Here is a 16,369-nt window from a genome sequence, read left to right as displayed (position 1 = left end):
GTATCAGAGTCATGCGTATCGGGGAATATGCGCTGGGTGGGCTGGAAGCCGACCAGGCAGCGCCGCACACTATCGCTATAGCGTCTCGCGACCAGCCCGCTCCGCAAAGGGCGGCGTTCGATTCGTTCCAGGTGGAAATCGATGCGCTGCTCAGGTTCGGCATCGGGAAGCCGATCATCGCACGCGCAGCGATCGCCGCTCGGAACAATGGTACGACCGTAGAGCGTGAACTGCTTGCAAGCGGCACGGTCGATCCCGACAGTTACTATGCCGGCTTGGCGCGAGCGTTGAGGCTCTCGTTTCTTCCCGCCATCGACGCTCCGTTGATCGCCGACAGCAAGACGCTGGACACGCAGCTGATCGATGCGCGCATGGTCAGGCTCAACCATGTCAGCGGCGCCGTTCTGGCAATCGTGCCCGAGATCTCGAAACTCGACGAGATCGCCGCATTCATGCGCGACCGCCCGACGCTCTCGGAGCGAACCGTCATCACGACACCCTCGGCACTGCGGCAGGCCGTCTGGCGCTGCGGCGCCGAGCGTCGCGTCAAGGAGAGCGCCCGACACCTGTTCGATACACGAGCCGGGTTCAGCGCGCGGATCGTGCTTTCAGGCAAGCAGGGTTTTCTGGCAGGGCTCGGCCTCTGTGCCGCAGCCGCCGCCTTTGCGTCCGGTGTAGCGACCGGGCTCATCGTGCACTTGACCGTCTCAATGATCTACATGGGGGCAATTCTGCTGCGTGCGCTCGCTCTTGGCCATACGCGCAAATCGGCAGCCATACCGCAGACAACCGACCGACTGCCGGTCTATACGGTGCTCGTTGCCCTCTACAAGGAGGCCGAAGTCGCCGGCCAGCTTGTGGCGGCTCTCAAACGGCTGAACTGGCCGGCCTCAAAGCTCGACATCAAGCTCATCTGCGAAGCCGACGATCACCCGACCATTGCCGCCCTGCGGGCCGAGGAGCTCGGACCGCAATTCGAAATCGTCGAGGTGCCGGCGATGCAGCCGCGCACCAAGCCCAAGGCGCTCAACTATGCTCTGGCCGCCGTGCGCGGCGAGTTTCTCGTCATCTACGACGCGGAAGATAGACCGCATCCGGATCAGTTGCGCGCCGCACACGCCGAGTTCGTGGCAAGTCCGCTGACGTCGTCTGCCTGCAGGCGCCGCTTGTGACCACCAACGGAAGCGCCTCCTGGATCACCGCCTCCTTCGCGCTCGAATATGCCGCGCTGTTTCGCATGCTGCTGCCGATGCTGGCGAGCTACCGCCTGCCGATGCCGCTTGGCGGCACGTCGAACCATCTGCGCGTCACGGAGCTGAAGGCAGCAGGCGGATGGGATCCGCACAACGTCACCGAGGACGCTGACCTCGGCATGCGGCTCTGCCGGCTCGGATACCGCTGCGGCGTCATCGACTGCCCGACGTATGAAGACGCGCCGACGACGGCGAAGGTCTGGCTGAACCAGCGGACCCGCTGGTTCAAGGGCTGGCTGCAGACCTGGCTTGTCATGATGCGTTCGCCGCTCGTGCTCCTGAAGGAGATGGGACCGCGGGCATTCACCGTTTTCCAGTTGCTGATCGGTGGGATGCTGATCTCCTCCCTCGCCCATCCTTGGCTCATCGTCCTGTTGATGACAACCGCCACCTATCTGCTGCTCGGCTTTCCGCCACCCGGCAGCACCGAACAAATTCTTTTCACGCTCGACATCGCCAACACGATAATGAGCTACAGCCTGTTCTACCTGCTCGGTCGGCGCGCGATGCTTCGGGATGAACGACAGCAGATCGGCCGGCGCTGGCTGGCGGTTCCCGTCTACTGGCTGATGATCTCGCTTGCGGCCTGGCGCGCAGCCCTTGAGCTTCCCTTCAAGCCGTTTTTCTGGAGCAAGACGCCGCACCTGCCGACCGTTACAAAAGGCAAGTTGCATCCCGCTCGGTTCCATTCAGCCAAAAGCGGAAACGCTTAAAAATTTCGTTGGACATCCCTCGGCCGTTAGGTCCGCATTAAGCAATATCGACTCTATTCGAGACCGACGACGCCGGCCCTTTTCTGACCGCGACGCATGATGCGCATGTCGAGCCACTCCAGGCATTTCCCTGCCCCTTCAGATCGCCCTTCTCGTTTTCCAAAAATGCCAGTTCAGCGCAACGCTGGACCTCAAGTGGATCTCCATGCTGAAACATCTCAAAATCCGCACCAAGATCATATCGGTCGTCGCACTTCTTGGCCTGATCTCGATCGGCGGCCTCGTCTATACCGTCAGCGAATTCCGTGGCGCCGACGCCGCCTACAGCGCCTTCATCGACCATGAAGCGCTCGCCGCCATGCAGGCTTCGCGCGCCAGCGCGTCAGCCAATGCCGCCGTGCTGCAGGCAACCTTCATTGTCAACCTGACGCCTGACACGCCGGAATTCAACGCGGCCCTCGCAGCACCGAACAGGTTCACCCAGGCTCGTGAGCGCCTGCAGCAGTCCGCCCAGCTTGTCCCGAGCCGCAAGCCGGCCACCGACGAGCTTATCGCAAGCGTGGACGAGATGGAGACGCTGGCCGCCAAAGCCACTCAGCTCGCGCAGGCAAAGGACAAGCCGGGCGCACTTGCTGTCGTCGCTGATCTGAACGCCAAGCTCAATCTCGCAACGCCGAAGCTGATCGCCAACAACGATGCGCTGATGTCGCTTCTCAACGATGGCGGCGACGAACTCTCGGCCAACGTCAACGGACGCATCGATCTCTGTTTCGCGCTGATCGGCATCGCCGTCCTCGGCGCGATCGGATTGAGCGTATGGATCGCGCAGGCCGGCATCTCCTCGCCTATGGCGAAGCTGCGCGAACGCATGACGCGTCTTGCCAAGGGCGAGACGGCAAGCCCGATCGACGGGCTCGATCGCCGCGACGAAATCGGCCAGATGGCGGAAGCCGTTGCCGTATTCCGCGACAATGCGATCGAACGCGGCCGCCTCGAAAACGAGGCAGAGCGAAACCGCAATCTCGGCGACAGCGAACGGCGCGAGCGCGAGGCGCAAAAAGCCACGGAAGCGGCTGACCTGTCGCGCGCCGTTGGCGCCCTTGGCGATGGTCTCCGTCGCCTGGCCGCAGGCGACCTCGCATCGCAGATCAACACGCCGTTCGTCGGCGATCTCGACGCACTGCGTCAGGACTTCAACAACTCGGTCTACAGGCTGAACGAAACCATGCAGACCGTTGGCACCAACGCCCGCGCGATCATGGCCGGCTCAAGCGAAATCCGTGCGGCCGCCGACGAACTCGCCAAGCGCACCGAACAGCAGGCAGCCTCCGTCGAGGAGACCGCCGCTGCGCTGGAAGAGATCACAACGACGGTCAAGGACGCTGCCAAGCGCGCAGAGGAAGCTCGCTCGCTGGTCGCCAGGACGCGGAACGGCGCCGAGAAATCCGGCAATGTCGTGCGCAAGGCGGTCGATGCGATGCAGCAGATCGAGCAATCTTCTGTCGAGATCGGCAATATCATCGGTGTCATCGACGACATCGCCTTCCAGACGAACCTGCTGGCGCTCAACGCCGGGGTCGAGGCCGCGCGTGCCGGCGAGGCGGGCAAGGGTTTTGCCGTTGTCGCGCAGGAAGTGCGTGAACTGGCGCAGCGCTCGGCCAATGCCGCCAAGGAGATCAAGTCACTGATCACGACCTCAAGCGACCACGTCCAATCCGGCGTTTCGCTCGTCGGTGAAACCGGCAAGGCGCTGGACGAGATCGTCCACGAGGTGCAGGAGATCAACCAGCATGTCAACGCGATTGCGGAAGCCGCACGCGAGCAATCGACCGGCCTTCAGGAAATCAACACCGCCGTCAACACCATGGATCAGGGCACGCAGCAGAATGCCGCAATGGTCGAAGAGAGCACGGCTGCCAGCCACAGGCTCGCGACCGAAGCGGCAACGCTCGGCAATCTGCTTGATCAGTTCAAGCTGACTGGTACCGGTGGCATGGCAACAAACTTCGTACCGACGAGCGCGCGCTCTGCGCCTGCTCAGGTAGCCACTGCTCCACGGCCGGCCACCCAGCCAGTCGTCACCCGCAAGGCGCCGGTCCGCGTCGCGACACCCGGCGTTTCGCGACCATCCTCCTCGCCAGCGCGTGCGCTTGGCCAGAAGCTCGCAAGCGCCTTCGGCAGCGCCGAGCCCAGCAAGGATGCAGACTGGACGGAATTCTGATCGCATCATCGTAGATGCATAAATGAAATGGGCGGCCAGTGGCCGCCCATTTTCGTTCAGCAGGAGCCGAATATGATGTCAGGATGATCAGGCAAAGCCTAGCGGGACTTCCTCGATCTTGCGTCCACGGCCGTAATCGCGCTCGTAGGACGAACGGCTGTCGCCACGCTTGTAGGCGGCCGTTTCCAGCTCCGGCATATGGTAGCCGTCGGCATAGGTACCGGTTTCGCCGGTATCGACCGCATCGCGTTTCGCAGTAAAGATTTTCAGAAGCATCCCGCTATTCCTCCTCGTCGTGAGCCGATAACGGCCTGACGCCGCCTCTGTTCCGTGTACCGGAGAATAGTTAAAAATTAACCATATATATTAGATAATCGTCAACTAATCGAAAGGGCGTAACCGCCACCACCGATTATCTGCTTGCGGGTTTAAGCACGCTCTGACGCAGCTGCATCAATGCCCGTTTTCCGCCGATTTCGACGAAGCGGTAGGACAGCGAAGCCAGCAAAATGGTTGCGCCGACGCAGACGACATAGGCTATCGCCAAGGTCGTTCTCGCTCCAATCACCGGCTGAAGGGCGAGCATCGGCCGCCCGAAGGCGCTGAAGACGAGCGGGTGGATGAGGTAAAGGGAATAAGAGATCTCACCCAGCCGATAGACCGGCCCGTTCGCAAACAGCGCATTCGACAATGACGAATCCGCGGCCAGCCAGAAGACGGCGCCGACGATGCAGAGGTAGGTTGCAAGATCGGTCTGATCGAAGGTGGCGGCTGCGACGACAGCAAGGCACGCAAGCAGGGTGCCGAGATCGGCGACAGAAGCACTGAAGGCCACCCGGCGAGCCGCCAGACCGCATAGGATGACGCCGATGCTGAAACCGGCCAGGGCGCGCAGCAATGGGAAGACCGTGACGTCGGATACGACATCCATCGGTCCGCTGATGCCACCACCGACTTTCGAGATCGTGACGATCAACAAGGCCAAGCCGAGCAGGGCGACACCGGTACCGATCGCCTTTAATCGTCCGAGCATGAGGACGAGCGGAAAAGCCGCGTAGCAGAAGATCTCGGCACTCACCGACCAAGAAAGCCCGACGACCGGCTTGGCATGCAAGCCCCAGCCCGTCAGCATGAACAGATTGCAGAAGGCATCCCAGGCCGTGAAATCGCCAAGCCCGGGCTTGATCGCCAGCTTGATAACGCCAAGCGACAGAATAACGATGTAGGCAGGATAGAGACGAACAAACCGGCGGAAAAGAAACTCGCCGTACTTTGCGACATCCGCGCCGGCTCTGAAGGTCGCATCGTAGTTGTAGGCGAGAACATAGCCACTCAGCACGAAGAAGGCATCGACGGCCAGATAGCCGCGATCGAACAGGAAGGGCGCCGTCCCTCCCATCGCCAGGAAAAAATGATAGGTGACAACCACGAGGGCTGCGACGCCGCGAAAGCCCGTGAGCGGTCTTATTTCCCTGCGTTCGGCCATGTCCTCGGGCTCTCATTAAGAGAAAATTCACCGTAGGGATTAGCGCGCTTCGACGCGGCGGCAAAATGGAAAGCGGAAATTTGGTAAACGGGCACGGCGGCAGAGTTGGAGCGGGTGAAGGGAATCGAACCCTCGTATTCAGCTTGGGAAGCTGCTGCTCTACCATTGAGCTACACCCGCGCTAGACGGAGACTTCCAACAGATGGCCGCCGCTGTCAAGCGGCAGCGGTCGCGTCAGATGCGGAAGTGTTTGGAGAGCTTCAAGCCTTGCGCCTGATAGTTGGAGCCGAGGCCCGTGCCGTAGAGGCTGGCGGGATGTTCGAGCATGTGTTCGTAGATCAGGCGGCCGACGATCTGGCCGTCCTCGAGGATGAACGGGACTTCGTGGCTGCGCACTTCCAGAACAGCGCGGCTGCCGCGACCGCCGGCGGGGGCATGGCCGAAGCCAGGGTCGAAGAAGCCGGCATAGTGGACGCGAAATTCGCCGACGAGCGGATCGAAAGGCGTCATTTCGGCCGCGTAATGCGGCGGCACGTGGACGGCCTCGCGCGACACGAGGATGTAGAACTCATCCGGATCGAGGATCAGCTCGTTGCGGCCGCGGCTAAAGAGCGGCTCCCAGAAATCATAGATGTCGTGCTGCGCCTTCTTGTCGACGTCGACAACGGCGGTGTGGTGCTTGCCACGGTAGCCGATCAAGCCGTCCTTGTCGCCGGCGAGGTCGATCGACAGCGCAATCCCGCCGCCCGAGACGTTCGGCTGCTTGCTGGCGACGAGCGTTTCGGCATCATGCAGCGCCAGCAATTCCGGGTCACCCAAGACCGAATGGCCGACGCGGAAGCGGATCTGCGACAGGCGCGAGCCGCGACGCACGACGATCGGGAAGGTACGAGGGCTGATTTCGAGGTAGAGCGGGCCGGAATAGCCGGCCGGGATCTTGTCGAACTCCTGGGCGTAATCGGTAATGACGCGCGTGAAGATATCGAGGCGGCCGGTCGAGCTTTTCGGATTGGCCGAAGCCGACATATCTGCCGGAAGGTCGAGGCGCTCCATCAGCGGAACGATATAGACGCAGCCGGTTTCCAGCACCGCGCCTTCACTGAGGTCGACGACATGCAGCTTGAGGCGGTCGAGCTTGTCGGAAACGAGGCTGTTCGGGCCTGGCATGAAGCTGGCGCGGACGCGGAATGCCTTTGCACCGAGCCGCAGATCGAGGCTCGCCGGCTGGATCTGGTCGCTGTCGAGATCGCGCTCGGAAATGAGCCGCCCCGTTTCAAACAACGCAGCGATCGCGCGATCTGCCAATATTCCTGTTTCGCGAGCCATCATGCCCCATCCATATTTTGCCGCAGACAAAACCAAACTCGAGGAATTGACGCAAGCACGGAACGGCAGTATTGCAGCTTTATCCCGTGGTGATTTGGCCGGTCGGCTTGCAGCCACGTTAAACAAGTGGCTAAATAGACCGGGTGCAAAACCGGTCTGCTTTTCGCGGCCGGTTTTTTTGTTGTTCGAAAGTGGTGAAACATGAGCAAGACCTGGCGCCCGGCAACCCAACTCGTTCACGGCGGTTCGCTGCGCTCTCAGTACGGCGAGACCTCCGAGGCGATCTATCTCACGCAGGGCTTCGTCTATGACAGCGCCGAAGCGGCGGAAGCCCGCTTCAAGGGCGAGACCGATGGCTACATCTACGCCCGTTACGGCAGCCCGACGAACGACATGTTCGAGAAGCGCATGTGCGCGCTCGAAGGCGCCGAGGAAGCCCGCGCCACGGCATCGGGCATGGCAGCTGTTGCCGCCGCGATCCTCTGCCAGGTCAAGGCCGGCGACCATATCGTTGCCGCCCGCGCCCTTTTCGGCTCCTGCCGCTGGGTCGTCGAGACGCTCGCGCCGAAATACGGCATCGAATGCACGCTGGTCGATGGACGCTACCTCGAAAACTGGGAAAAGGCGATCCGCCCGAACACCAAGGTTTTCTTCCTGGAGAGCCCGACCAATCCGACGCTTGAAGTGGTCGACATCGAAGGTGTGGCCAAGCTCGCCAACCAGATCGGCGCCAAGGTCGTCGTCGACAACGTCTTTGCGACCCCGATCTTCCAGAAGCCGCTGGAACTCGGCGCCCACATCGTCGTCTATTCCGCGACCAAGCATATCGACGGCCAGGGCCGCAGCCTCGGCGGCGTAATTCTTTCCGACTCGGAATGGGTAAAAGAGAACCTGCAGGACTACTACCGCCACACGGGGCCGGCGATGTCGCCGTTCACGGCGTGGACATTGCTGAAGGGGCTGGAAACTCTCCCACTGCGCGTCAAGCAGCAGACCGAGAACGCCTCGAAGATCGCGGACTTCCTCGCCGAGCAGCCTAAGGTCGCCAAGATCATCTATCCGGGCCGCAAGGACCATCCGCAGGCAGATATCGTTGCCAGGCAGATGAAGGGCGGCTCGACGCTGGTTGCGATCGAACTCAAGGGCGGGAAAGAAGCGGCCTTCGCGCTGCAGAACGCACTTGAGATCGTCAAAATCTCCAACAATCTCGGCGATGCAAAGAGCCTGATCACGCATCCGGCCACAACGACGCACAAGAACCTGACCGACGAGGCACGCGCCGAACTCGGCATCTCGGGCGGCACCGTGCGCCTTTCCGCAGGCATCGAGGACACTGACGACCTGATCGAAGATTTCGCCCAGGCGCTTGCCAAGGTCAACTCCTGATCAAACGCTTGCGGCCGGAGCTTTCATTCGGCCGCAAGCCCGCACGTTCGCGTGAAAAGCGCGGAAATTAGGCTTAACACGCGAAACCTTTTGCCATTGCCGGCATTCAAGGCATGATCGCCTCACGGTTTATTGACGGATCCGCTGTCGTATAAGATACCGGTAACGTATATTGACTATGGTGTAGGCATGTACCGCGCCCAAACACGAGACATTGAAGTCGTCGTCGAACCCTTTTACCTGGAGGAGCAATCCGACCCGGACGACGATCGTTATGTCTGGGGCTACCGGATTGTTATCAGCAACAACTCCGACAAGGCCGTGCGACTGGTGAACCGTTACTGGAACATCACAGATCAGAACGGCATCGTCGACGAAGTCACCGGTGCCGGCGTCGTCGGCGAACAGCCGAAGCTTTCGCCGGGAGATACTTACGAGTATTCCTCGGGTTGCCCGCTCGATACGCCCTCAGGACTGATGTTCGGCCATTATCAGATGGAAACTGATGAAGGCGAGCTTTTCGACGTCGAAATACCCGCCTTCTCACTGGATTCACCAGGACTGCTCAGAGTCTTGAACTGATTACTCGGCTGCCTGCGCGACTTCTTCGACCTCGTAACGATAGGTCGTCGAGCAGAACTCGCAGGTGACGGCGATCTGGCCGTTTTCCTGGCTGGCGTCTATTTCTTCCGCCGAGAAGCCCTTGAGAACGCCCTTGATCTTTTCACGCGAACAGGAGCAGCGGTCGAAAACCTTGCGCGGCTCATAGACGCGCACGCCGCGTTCGTGAAACAGCCGAAACAGCAGCCGTTCGGTTCCGACGAGCGGATCGGTCAGTTCGTCGGCGTCAATCGTTTCCACGAGCGAGCGGGCTTCCGCCCAGGCATCATCTTCCTTGTGCAGGCCTACGGCGGTATCGCCGTCGCCGCCATGAAGATCCGCCTGGCGCATGCGCTCCGGCGCTTCCGGCAGGAACTGCGCGACAAGTCCGCCGGCACGCCAGCGATGACGCGGCTTGCCGGCCTCGTCGCGATCGAGCAATTCGGCGGCAGCAAGGCGCACTCTCGTCGGGATCTGTTCCGACTGGCGGAAGTAGGTTCCGGCGATTTCCTCGAGTGTCGCGCCGTCAAGCGCAACGATGCCCTGATAGGGCTGGCTGAACTTGCCCTGGTCGATCGTGAACGCCAGCATGCCCTTGCCGAGCAGCTGTTCAGGCTCGATCTCGCCGGCGGCAACCGCCTGGTCGAGAAGACCCTGGTTGAAGCGCGCATAGGCCCGAACATTCTCAGGCGTCGTGAAATCGCAGACGAGCAGATCCACCGGCCCGTCACCCTTGGTCTGGACCGTGAACTTGCCGTCGAATTTCAGTGATGTGCCGAGGAGCACCGTGAGAACGACGACTTCGGCCAAGAGCCTCGCAACCGGCGCGGGATAGCTGTGGCGCTCAAGGATCGCGTCCAGCATGGGGCCGAGCTGAACGGCGCGACCGCGCACATCCAGGCCTTCCACCTGAAAGGGAACGACGTGGTCATCGCCGGCGAAATCGAACTCGCCGAGGGCGGCTGCAGTTTCTGCCATGGTCTTCTCCTAGTCTGAGAACGGATGGACAAGAGCATCCATCCGCTCGCGCGGCCGACGGGCCCTAAGGCCAAACGTGGCGTCCAGTATGGTTCAGATCGCGCCCAGGCACCAAGCAAGAATCGACTTCTGCGCATGAAGGCGGTTTTCCGCTTCATCGAAGACCACGGATTGCGGGCCGTCGATCACCTCGTCCGTAACCTCCTCACCACGATGAGCTGGCAGGCAATGCATGAACAATGCATCCTTGCCGGCCTGCGCCATCAGGGCCTCATTGACCTGGTAAGGCTGGAAGACGTTGTGACCACGGGCCCGATGTTCCTGATTCATGGAGACCCAGGTATCGGTCACCACGCAATCGACGCCGGCGACCGCACGGTCTGCATCATGGTAAAGCATGATTTCGGCGCCCTCATTGCGGGCCCAGTTCAAATAGTGATCCTTGGGCTCGGAACCAAGAGGCACCGCCATATTCATGCGATAGCCGAACCGCGCAGCGCCTTCGACCAGCGAATGCAGCACATTGTTGCCGTCGCCGGTCCAGGCGATCGTCTTGCCCTTGATCGGGCCGCGATGTTCTTCGAAGGTCATGACGTCGGCCATGATCTGGCAGGGATGCGTATCGTCGGTCAGCGCATTGATGACCGGAACGGTCGCATGCTCGGCAAGTTCCAGCATGCGGGCATGATCGGTGGTGCGGATCATGATCGCATCGACGTAGCGCGACAATACCTTGGCCGTGTCGCCAATCGTCTCGGCGCGACCGAGCTGCATTTCGGTGCCTGACAGAAACAGCGTCTCGCCGCCAAGCTGGCGCATGCCAACGTCAAAGGAGACGCGGGTGCGGGTGGAGGGTTTCTCGAAGATCATGGCGAGCATCTTGCCGGCCAGCGGCTTGTCCCCCTGCCCGGCCTTGAAGGCCTGCTTGCGGGAGATGGCGTCGTTCATGATGAGCCGCAGATCGGATGCTTCAACTGCGGAGAGGTCGAGGAAGTGTTTCGGGGAAGCCATTGTGTATACCTGTTACGCCTGCCGTTCGGCAGATCACCTTTCCGTTCAAGCCGTCTTCTTTGCCGATGCGCGTACCGTTTCCGCGGCACGCTCGAGGCGGGCGAGCCCTTCACGGGCTTCGTCCGGTGTGACGACGAGTGGCGGCAACAGACGGATGACGTTGTCGCCGGCCGGAATAGTAAGAAGGTGGGCTGCTCGCATCGCCTGCAGCAATTCGGCGGATGGCACGGCGGCCTTGACGCCGAGCATCAGACCTTCGCCTCTGACATCCTCGATGACGTCAGGATAGCGATCCTTCAAGGACGCCAACCCCTGACGGAAGACCAGGGAAACGTCGCGCACCTGCTGAAGGAAGCCTTCTCCAAGCACCACATCCAGCACGGCATTGCCGACCGCCATTGCCAGCGGATTTCCGCCATAGGTGGAACCATGGGTGCCAGCCTTCATACCAGAAGCCGCTTCCGCGGTTGCGAGGCAGGCGCCAAGCGGGAAGCCCCCGCCGATACCCTTTGCCACGGCCATGATATCAGGCGTGACGCCAGACCATTCGTGCGCGAACAGCTTGCCGGTGCGGCCGACGCCGCTCTGGACTTCATCAAGAATGAGAAGAAGGCCATGTTCGTCGCATAGCTGGCGCAGCGCCTTCATGAATTCCGTCGTCGCGGGACGGATACCACCCTCGCCCTGTACCGGCTCGATGAGGATGCCGGCAGTCTCGTTGGTGACGGCAGCGCGCACGGCCTCGATGTCACCGAAGGCGACCTGATCGAAGCCAGGTGTTTTCGGGCCGAAGCCCTCCAGGTACTTTTCCTGACCGCCGGCGGCAATGGTTGCCAGCGTCCGGCCGTGGAAGGCACCTTCGAAAGTGACGATACGGAAGCGCTCCGGATGCCCCTTGGAGAACTGGTAACGACGAGCCGTCTTGATGGCGCATTCCAGCGCCTCGGCACCGGAGTTGGTGAAGAACACCTTGTCCGCAAAAGTTGCGTTGGTCAGGCGCTTGGCGAAGGCTTCCTGGCCCGGAATCTCATAAACGTTGGAGAGGTGCCAGACCTTGTCTGCCTGCTCCTTCAATGCGCCTACGACATGCGGGTGGCCATGACCGACTGAAGTGACCGCCACGCCCGCCCCGAAATCCAGATATCGCTCGCCGGTCTCGGTGATCAGCCATACACCCTCTCCTCGCTCGAACCGCAAAGGGGCGCGAGAGTAGGTATCGTATAGCGCGGCTTCAGCCATGGCGCGATCTCCTGTCATTGACCATCAGCAGCCGGACTCCGGCTAAGAAAAGCAGGCCCGGAAAATTAAAAATGCCGCCTTTCGGCGGCGAGCAGCACTATTTACTTTTCGCACTGCGATGTCAACAAAACTGAGGATTTACTGCATGCGTCAAGCGGCTAATCGGGGCGACGCCAACTATCAACAAGCAATGTTGCAGAAATGACTCTCCTCACGAGCAAGTTGGGGAAAAACCACAAATTCGATTCCCGGCGATTCAACCGACTCTTGTCACGGAGTCGGCCTCACACTAGGTTAAAACTCAATTACTAGACTGCATGCGGCGGAACTAGTCACCAAAAATCGAGCAAGCGTTTCTTGCCTCGGATACGTCCGGGGCGACGGTGAAGGATTCTGCCTACACCAACGCTAACAAGGCGGAGACAGGGGCATGAACTGGACAGACGAGCGCGTAGAGAAGCTGAAGAAGCTATGGTCCGAAGGACTGAGCGCCAGCCAAATCGCAGCACAACTTGGCGGTGTAAGCCGTAACGCCGTGATCGGCAAGGTCCACCGTCTCAGCCTGCCCGGCCGGGCCAAGGCCGGCGGTAACGCGACGACCGTTCGCACGCCGAAGCGCACCACGACCGCTCCCCGCGCTCCGAACTATGCATCGCGCGTTGCGACCCGCACCGTTACCCGGCAGCAGGGCGCAACCATGCTGAAGGAAGAAATCGATATCGATGCGGTCGAGGAAGTCCGGTTCCGCCCTGCCTCGAACGTCGTCGTTCCGATCTCTCGCCGCCTCGGCCTGACGGAACTGACCGAGCGCACCTGCAAGTGGCCGGTCGGCGATCCGCTCAAGGACGACTTCCACTTCTGCGGCTGCGAGTCTCCTGACAACTCCCCGTATTGCACGTACCATCAACGCATGGCCTACCAGCCGGTCAACGAGCGCCGGAAGGCCGCCAACCGGGTCGCTTGATCCGGAAGCCGGATAAGGAATAGGAACGGGCCTTCGCGGGCCCGTTTTTTTGTTGGGCTCGAGCCCCCGACACAGCAACAATGTACGTCGGGCACGCGCGCTTCCAGGAAGCTATCAGCCCCATGCCATTTTGTGGCTGCTCGGACCGGAGAACGCGATGAGAATAGCCTGCCTGCATACGGCCGATAGCAATATTGCTGTTTTCGAGGCCGCGGCCAGAGAGATTGGCCTTTCCAAAGACGTGCTCTCCCATGCGGTTCGGGCAGATTTTCTCGCGAATGCCGAGCAAGCCGGCGGACTGACAGATGATATTGCCCGCGAGACAGCCTCGGTGTTGCGGTCGCTTGGCCAGACCGCAGATGCTGTTGTCCTGACATGCTCGACCCTGGGGCCGTCCATCGATGAACTTGAGGGCACGATGCCCGTCCCTACCCTTCGCATCGATGCCGTCCTGGCAGAACAGGCAGTTCGGGTCGGGGGAAGGATCGCCGTCCTCTGCGCGGTTGAAACAACCCTGGAGCCAACCGCACGGTTGTTTGCTGCGGCAACTGCGGCAACTCAAACGCCGTTCGAGGTTCGCCGTGTCCCCGGAGCATGGGACTTGTTTAAGGCTGGCGATCGTGTTGGTTATTTATCGGCCGTTGCCGAGGCGGCCGATGCCGCCTATCGCGAGGGAGCCTCAATCGTCGCTCTCGCAAGGCATCGATGGCAGGTGCTGCGGATCTGGTGAAAGGCGACCCCAAACCCCTGACCAGTCCAGCGGCGGGCCTTGCCGCCGCTGTCGAGCGAGTTTCGCGAGAAGTCTGATCTTCGCGACTTACCCACATGACGAGCCCCCAGCTGCTCGTTCTTGCTGGGAGCAGGATGGAAGCCTCAGGCTTCCATCGAGTAACCGGCACCACGTACGGTGCGGATGACGTCCTGCATGTTGGAGAAATTCAGCGCCTTGCGCAGACGACCGACATGGACGTCCACAGTGCGCTCGTCGACGTAGATGTCATGACCCCAGACGCCATCGAGCAGCTGCGAGCGTGAGAACACACGACCGGGCGACGCCATCAGGAACTCGAGAAGGCGGAACTCCGTCGGCCCCAGGCGAACCTCACGGCTTTTGCGGTGGACACGGTGGGTCTCACGGTCGAGTTCGATGTCGCCGCACTTCAGCAGGGTCGACAGAACTTCCGGTTTCGCACGGCGAAGCATCGCCTTGACGCGGGCGACGAGTTCCGGCGTCGAGAACGGCTTCACGACGTAGTCGTCGGCGCCGGTCGAAAGGCCGCGAACGCGTTCGCTCTCCTCGCCGCGCGCCGTCAGCATGATGATCGGCAGACGTTCGGTTTCCGGGCGCATGCGCAGACGACGGCACAGCTCGATGCCGGAAACGCCCGGCAGCATCCAGTCGAGAATCAACAGGTCCGGTGTGCGTTCCTGCAAGCGGATTTCGGCTTCATCGCCGCGCAAGATCGTGTCGACGTCGAAGCCTTCAGCCTCAAGGTTATAGCGAAGAAGCACGCTCAGTGCTTCTTCGTCTTCGACAACAGCTATTCTCGGGATCATTCGTTTCGGTCTCCTGGGGGCGTGGTCCGGAACGCTTATTCCGTCACCGCACCGACGGTGTTGGCGGTGTCGTCCTTCGGACGCTCGCCTTCCGGCTGGGCACCGGTGGCCATGTAGTAGATCGTCTCGGCGATGTTGGTGGCGTGGTCGCCGATGCGCTCGATGTTCTTGGCGCAGAACAGGAGATGCGTGCAGCTCGTGATGTTGCGTGGATCTTCCATCATGTAGGTCAGCATCTCGCGGAACAGCGAGGTGTACATCGCGTCGATTTCCTCGTCGCGCTCGCGGATCGACTTTGCCTTGTCGGCCGCACGGCTCGTGTAGACGTCGAGCACTTCCTTGAGCTGAACCAGGGCCAGCTCGGACAGGTGTTCGAGGCCACGGGCGAGCTTGCGCGGCACGCCGGTGTTCTGCACCGCGATCACGCGCTTGGCCGTGTTCTTTCCGAGGTCGCCGACGCGTTCGAGATCGGCGGCGATGCGGATCGAACCCATGATCTCGCGGAGGTCGGCAGCCATCGGCTGGCGGCGAGCGATCGTGACGATCGCCTTGTCGCCGACTTCGCGTTCGGCGTGATCGAGGATCACGTCGTCGGAGATGACCTTCTGGGCCAGCGCCGTGTCGCCGTTCACGAGGGCGCGGACAGCGTCCGATACCATCTGCTCGGCCAGGCCGCCCATTTCAGAAATCCGGCGGGAAAGGTACTTCAGGTCGTCGTCGTAGGCAGAGAAAATATGTGTCGATGCCATGGGATCATCCTTGAATATCGTGAGGGGTTCCGACGTTGGAAATCAACCGAAGCGGCCCATGATGTAATCCTGCGTGCGCGGATCATCCGGGTTGGTGAACATCTTGTCGGTATCGTTCTCCTCGACGAGATTGCCGAGGTGGAACATGGCGGTGCGCTGCGAAACGCGAGCCGCCTGCTGCATCGAGTGCGTCACGATGACGATGGTGTAGGATTCGCGCAGCTCGTGAATCAGCTCTTCCACCTTCGCTGTCGCGATCGGGTCGAGGGCCGAGCACGGCTCGTCCATCAGGATGACCTCAGGGCTGACGGCGACGGCGCGAGCAATGCAGAGGCGCTGCTGCTGGCCGCCGGAAAGGCCGGTGCCGGACTCGTGAACGCGATCCTTCACTTCGTTCCACAGGCCGGCACGCTGCAGGCTGTGTTCGACGATCTGGTCCATATCTGCCTTGGACTTGGCAAGGCCATGGATACGCGGGCCGTAGGCGACGTTCTCATAGATCGTCTTCGGGAACGGGTTCGGCTTCTGGAACACCATGCCGACACGGGCACGCAGTTCGACCACGTCGATATCAGGATCGTAGATATCGTCGCCATCGAGCGTGATCTTGCCGGTGACACGGCAATTGTCGATCGTGTCGTTCATGCGGTTCAGGCTGCGCAGGAAGGTAGACTTGCCGCAACCGGATGGGCCGATCAGCGCCGTTACCGTGTTTTCGCGAATGTTCAGCTTGACGTCGAAGAGCGCGCGCTTTTCGCCGTAGTAAACCGAAACGTCCTGGCCGATCATCTTGTAAGGAATGGTGTTCATCTTCTGATCAACCGCTTTCTCAACTGCTGCTTCCGTCAACATGTTCATAATGTTTACTCCGTTTACCAGCGGCGCT

16 protein-coding genes, 1 tRNA gene and 1 riboswitch are annotated in these 16,369 nt (G+C 61.1%); of the genes, 7 read left to right on the top strand and 10 right to left on the bottom strand.

Annotated elements, in window-relative coordinates:
• Positions 1-11 precede the first annotated feature (11 nt).
• The 3 genes from FZ934_RS28440 to FZ934_RS18885 all read left to right on the top strand — a co-directional run bounded on the left by FZ934_RS28440 (position 12) and on the right by FZ934_RS18885 (position 4,187).
• A complete protein-coding gene (locus FZ934_RS28440) occupies positions 12-1,172 on the top strand; it encodes a glycosyltransferase (protein WP_246778230.1) in 1,161 nt (386 codons plus the stop codon).
• The gene (locus tag FZ934_RS28435; RefSeq protein WP_246778231.1) at positions 1,169-1,966 is read left to right on the top strand and encodes a glycosyltransferase family 2 protein; all 798 of its coding nucleotides are present in this window, start codon (positions 1,169-1,171) and stop codon (positions 1,964-1,966) included. The genes FZ934_RS28440 and FZ934_RS28435 overlap by 4 nt, the downstream gene beginning before the upstream one ends.
• Before the next feature lie 205 nt (positions 1,967-2,171).
• The gene (locus FZ934_RS18885; protein ID WP_153272318.1) at positions 2,172-4,187 is read left to right on the top strand and encodes a methyl-accepting chemotaxis protein; all 2,016 of its coding nucleotides are present in this window, start codon (positions 2,172-2,174) and stop codon (positions 4,185-4,187) included.
• 87 nt (positions 4,188-4,274) lie between these two features.
• On the opposite strand, the gene FZ934_RS18880 is transcribed toward FZ934_RS18885, so the two are convergent.
• The 4 genes from FZ934_RS18880 to FZ934_RS18865 all read right to left on the bottom strand — a co-directional run bounded on the left by FZ934_RS18880 (position 4,275) and on the right by FZ934_RS18865 (position 7,002).
• Positions 4,275-4,463: a hypothetical protein gene (locus tag FZ934_RS18880; RefSeq protein WP_153272317.1), complete on the bottom strand. Its 189-nt coding sequence runs from the start codon at positions 4,461-4,463 to the stop codon at positions 4,275-4,277.
• Positions 4,464-4,599: 136 nt separating this feature from the next.
• Entirely contained in the window at positions 4,600-5,673 is a 1,074-nt protein-coding gene (locus FZ934_RS18875) for an acyltransferase family protein (protein WP_153272316.1), read from the bottom strand.
• Positions 5,674-5,779: 106 nt separating this feature from the next.
• Positions 5,780-5,853, bottom strand: a tRNA-Gly gene (locus tag FZ934_RS18870).
• 54 nt (positions 5,854-5,907) lie between these two features.
• Positions 5,908-7,002 (bottom strand): 2'-deoxycytidine 5'-triphosphate deaminase, encoded by a 1,095-nt coding sequence (locus FZ934_RS18865; RefSeq protein WP_194273737.1) that lies wholly within the window; start codon positions 7,000-7,002, stop codon positions 5,908-5,910.
• Between the two features lie 73 nt (positions 7,003-7,075).
• A riboswitch (SAM riboswitch) is annotated at positions 7,076-7,154 on the top strand.
• Between the two features lie 46 nt (positions 7,155-7,200).
• On the opposite strand from FZ934_RS18865, the gene FZ934_RS18860 reads away from it, so the two are divergent.
• Both FZ934_RS18860 and apaG read left to right on the top strand, forming a co-directional pair.
• Positions 7,201-8,385, top strand: coding sequence for an O-succinylhomoserine sulfhydrylase (locus FZ934_RS18860; protein ID WP_153272315.1), 1,185 nt, complete (start codon positions 7,201-7,203; stop codon positions 8,383-8,385).
• 189 nt (positions 8,386-8,574) lie between these two features.
• Positions 8,575-8,967, top strand: a complete 393-nt coding sequence (gene apaG, locus FZ934_RS18855; RefSeq protein WP_153272314.1) for a Co2+/Mg2+ efflux protein ApaG — start codon at positions 8,575-8,577, stop codon at positions 8,965-8,967.
• On the opposite strand, the gene FZ934_RS18850 is transcribed toward apaG, so the two are convergent.
• From FZ934_RS18850 to FZ934_RS18840, 3 genes are all read right to left on the bottom strand, one after another.
• Positions 8,968-9,963: an Hsp33 family molecular chaperone gene (locus FZ934_RS18850; RefSeq protein ID WP_153272313.1), complete on the bottom strand. Its 996-nt coding sequence runs from the start codon at positions 9,961-9,963 to the stop codon at positions 8,968-8,970.
• 93 nt (positions 9,964-10,056) lie between these two features.
• Positions 10,057-10,974 (bottom strand): ornithine carbamoyltransferase, encoded by a 918-nt coding sequence (argF, locus tag FZ934_RS18845; protein ID WP_153272312.1) that lies wholly within the window; start codon positions 10,972-10,974, stop codon positions 10,057-10,059.
• A gap of 45 nt (positions 10,975-11,019) precedes the next feature.
• A complete protein-coding gene (locus tag FZ934_RS18840) occupies positions 11,020-12,213 on the bottom strand; it encodes an aspartate aminotransferase family protein (protein ID WP_153272311.1) in 1,194 nt (397 codons plus the stop codon).
• Positions 12,214-12,643: 430 nt separating this feature from the next.
• On the opposite strand from FZ934_RS18840, the gene FZ934_RS18835 reads away from it, so the two are divergent.
• Both FZ934_RS18835 and FZ934_RS18830 read left to right on the top strand, forming a co-directional pair.
• Entirely contained in the window at positions 12,644-13,177 is a 534-nt protein-coding gene (locus tag FZ934_RS18835; RefSeq protein WP_153272310.1) for a GcrA family cell cycle regulator, read from the top strand.
• Positions 13,178-13,334: 157 nt separating this feature from the next.
• Entirely contained in the window at positions 13,335-13,907 is a 573-nt protein-coding gene (locus tag FZ934_RS18830) for an aspartate/glutamate racemase family protein (protein ID WP_246737816.1), read from the top strand.
• Positions 13,908-14,050: 143 nt separating this feature from the next.
• On the opposite strand, the gene phoB is transcribed toward FZ934_RS18830, so the two are convergent.
• From phoB to pstB, 3 genes are read right to left on the bottom strand one after another with little or no spacing between them, the layout of a single operon-like run.
• Positions 14,051-14,734, bottom strand: coding sequence for a phosphate regulon transcriptional regulator PhoB (gene phoB, locus FZ934_RS18825; protein ID WP_056817148.1), 684 nt, complete (start codon positions 14,732-14,734; stop codon positions 14,051-14,053).
• A gap of 35 nt (positions 14,735-14,769) precedes the next feature.
• Entirely contained in the window at positions 14,770-15,483 is a 714-nt protein-coding gene (gene phoU, locus FZ934_RS18820; protein WP_113364333.1) for a phosphate signaling complex protein PhoU, read from the bottom strand.
• Between the two features lie 42 nt (positions 15,484-15,525).
• Positions 15,526-16,341 carry a phosphate ABC transporter ATP-binding protein PstB gene (gene pstB, locus FZ934_RS18815; protein WP_153272309.1) on the bottom strand — a complete coding sequence of 272 codons (816 nt, stop codon included), beginning with the start codon at positions 16,339-16,341 and terminating at the stop codon, positions 15,526-15,528.
• Positions 16,342-16,369: the final 28 nt, after the last annotated feature.

Source organism: Rhizobium grahamii (assembly GCF_009498215.1).
Lineage (GTDB): Bacteria > Pseudomonadota > Alphaproteobacteria > Rhizobiales > Rhizobiaceae > Rhizobium > Rhizobium grahamii_A.
This window is presented reverse-complemented; position numbering and strand designations above follow the sequence as displayed.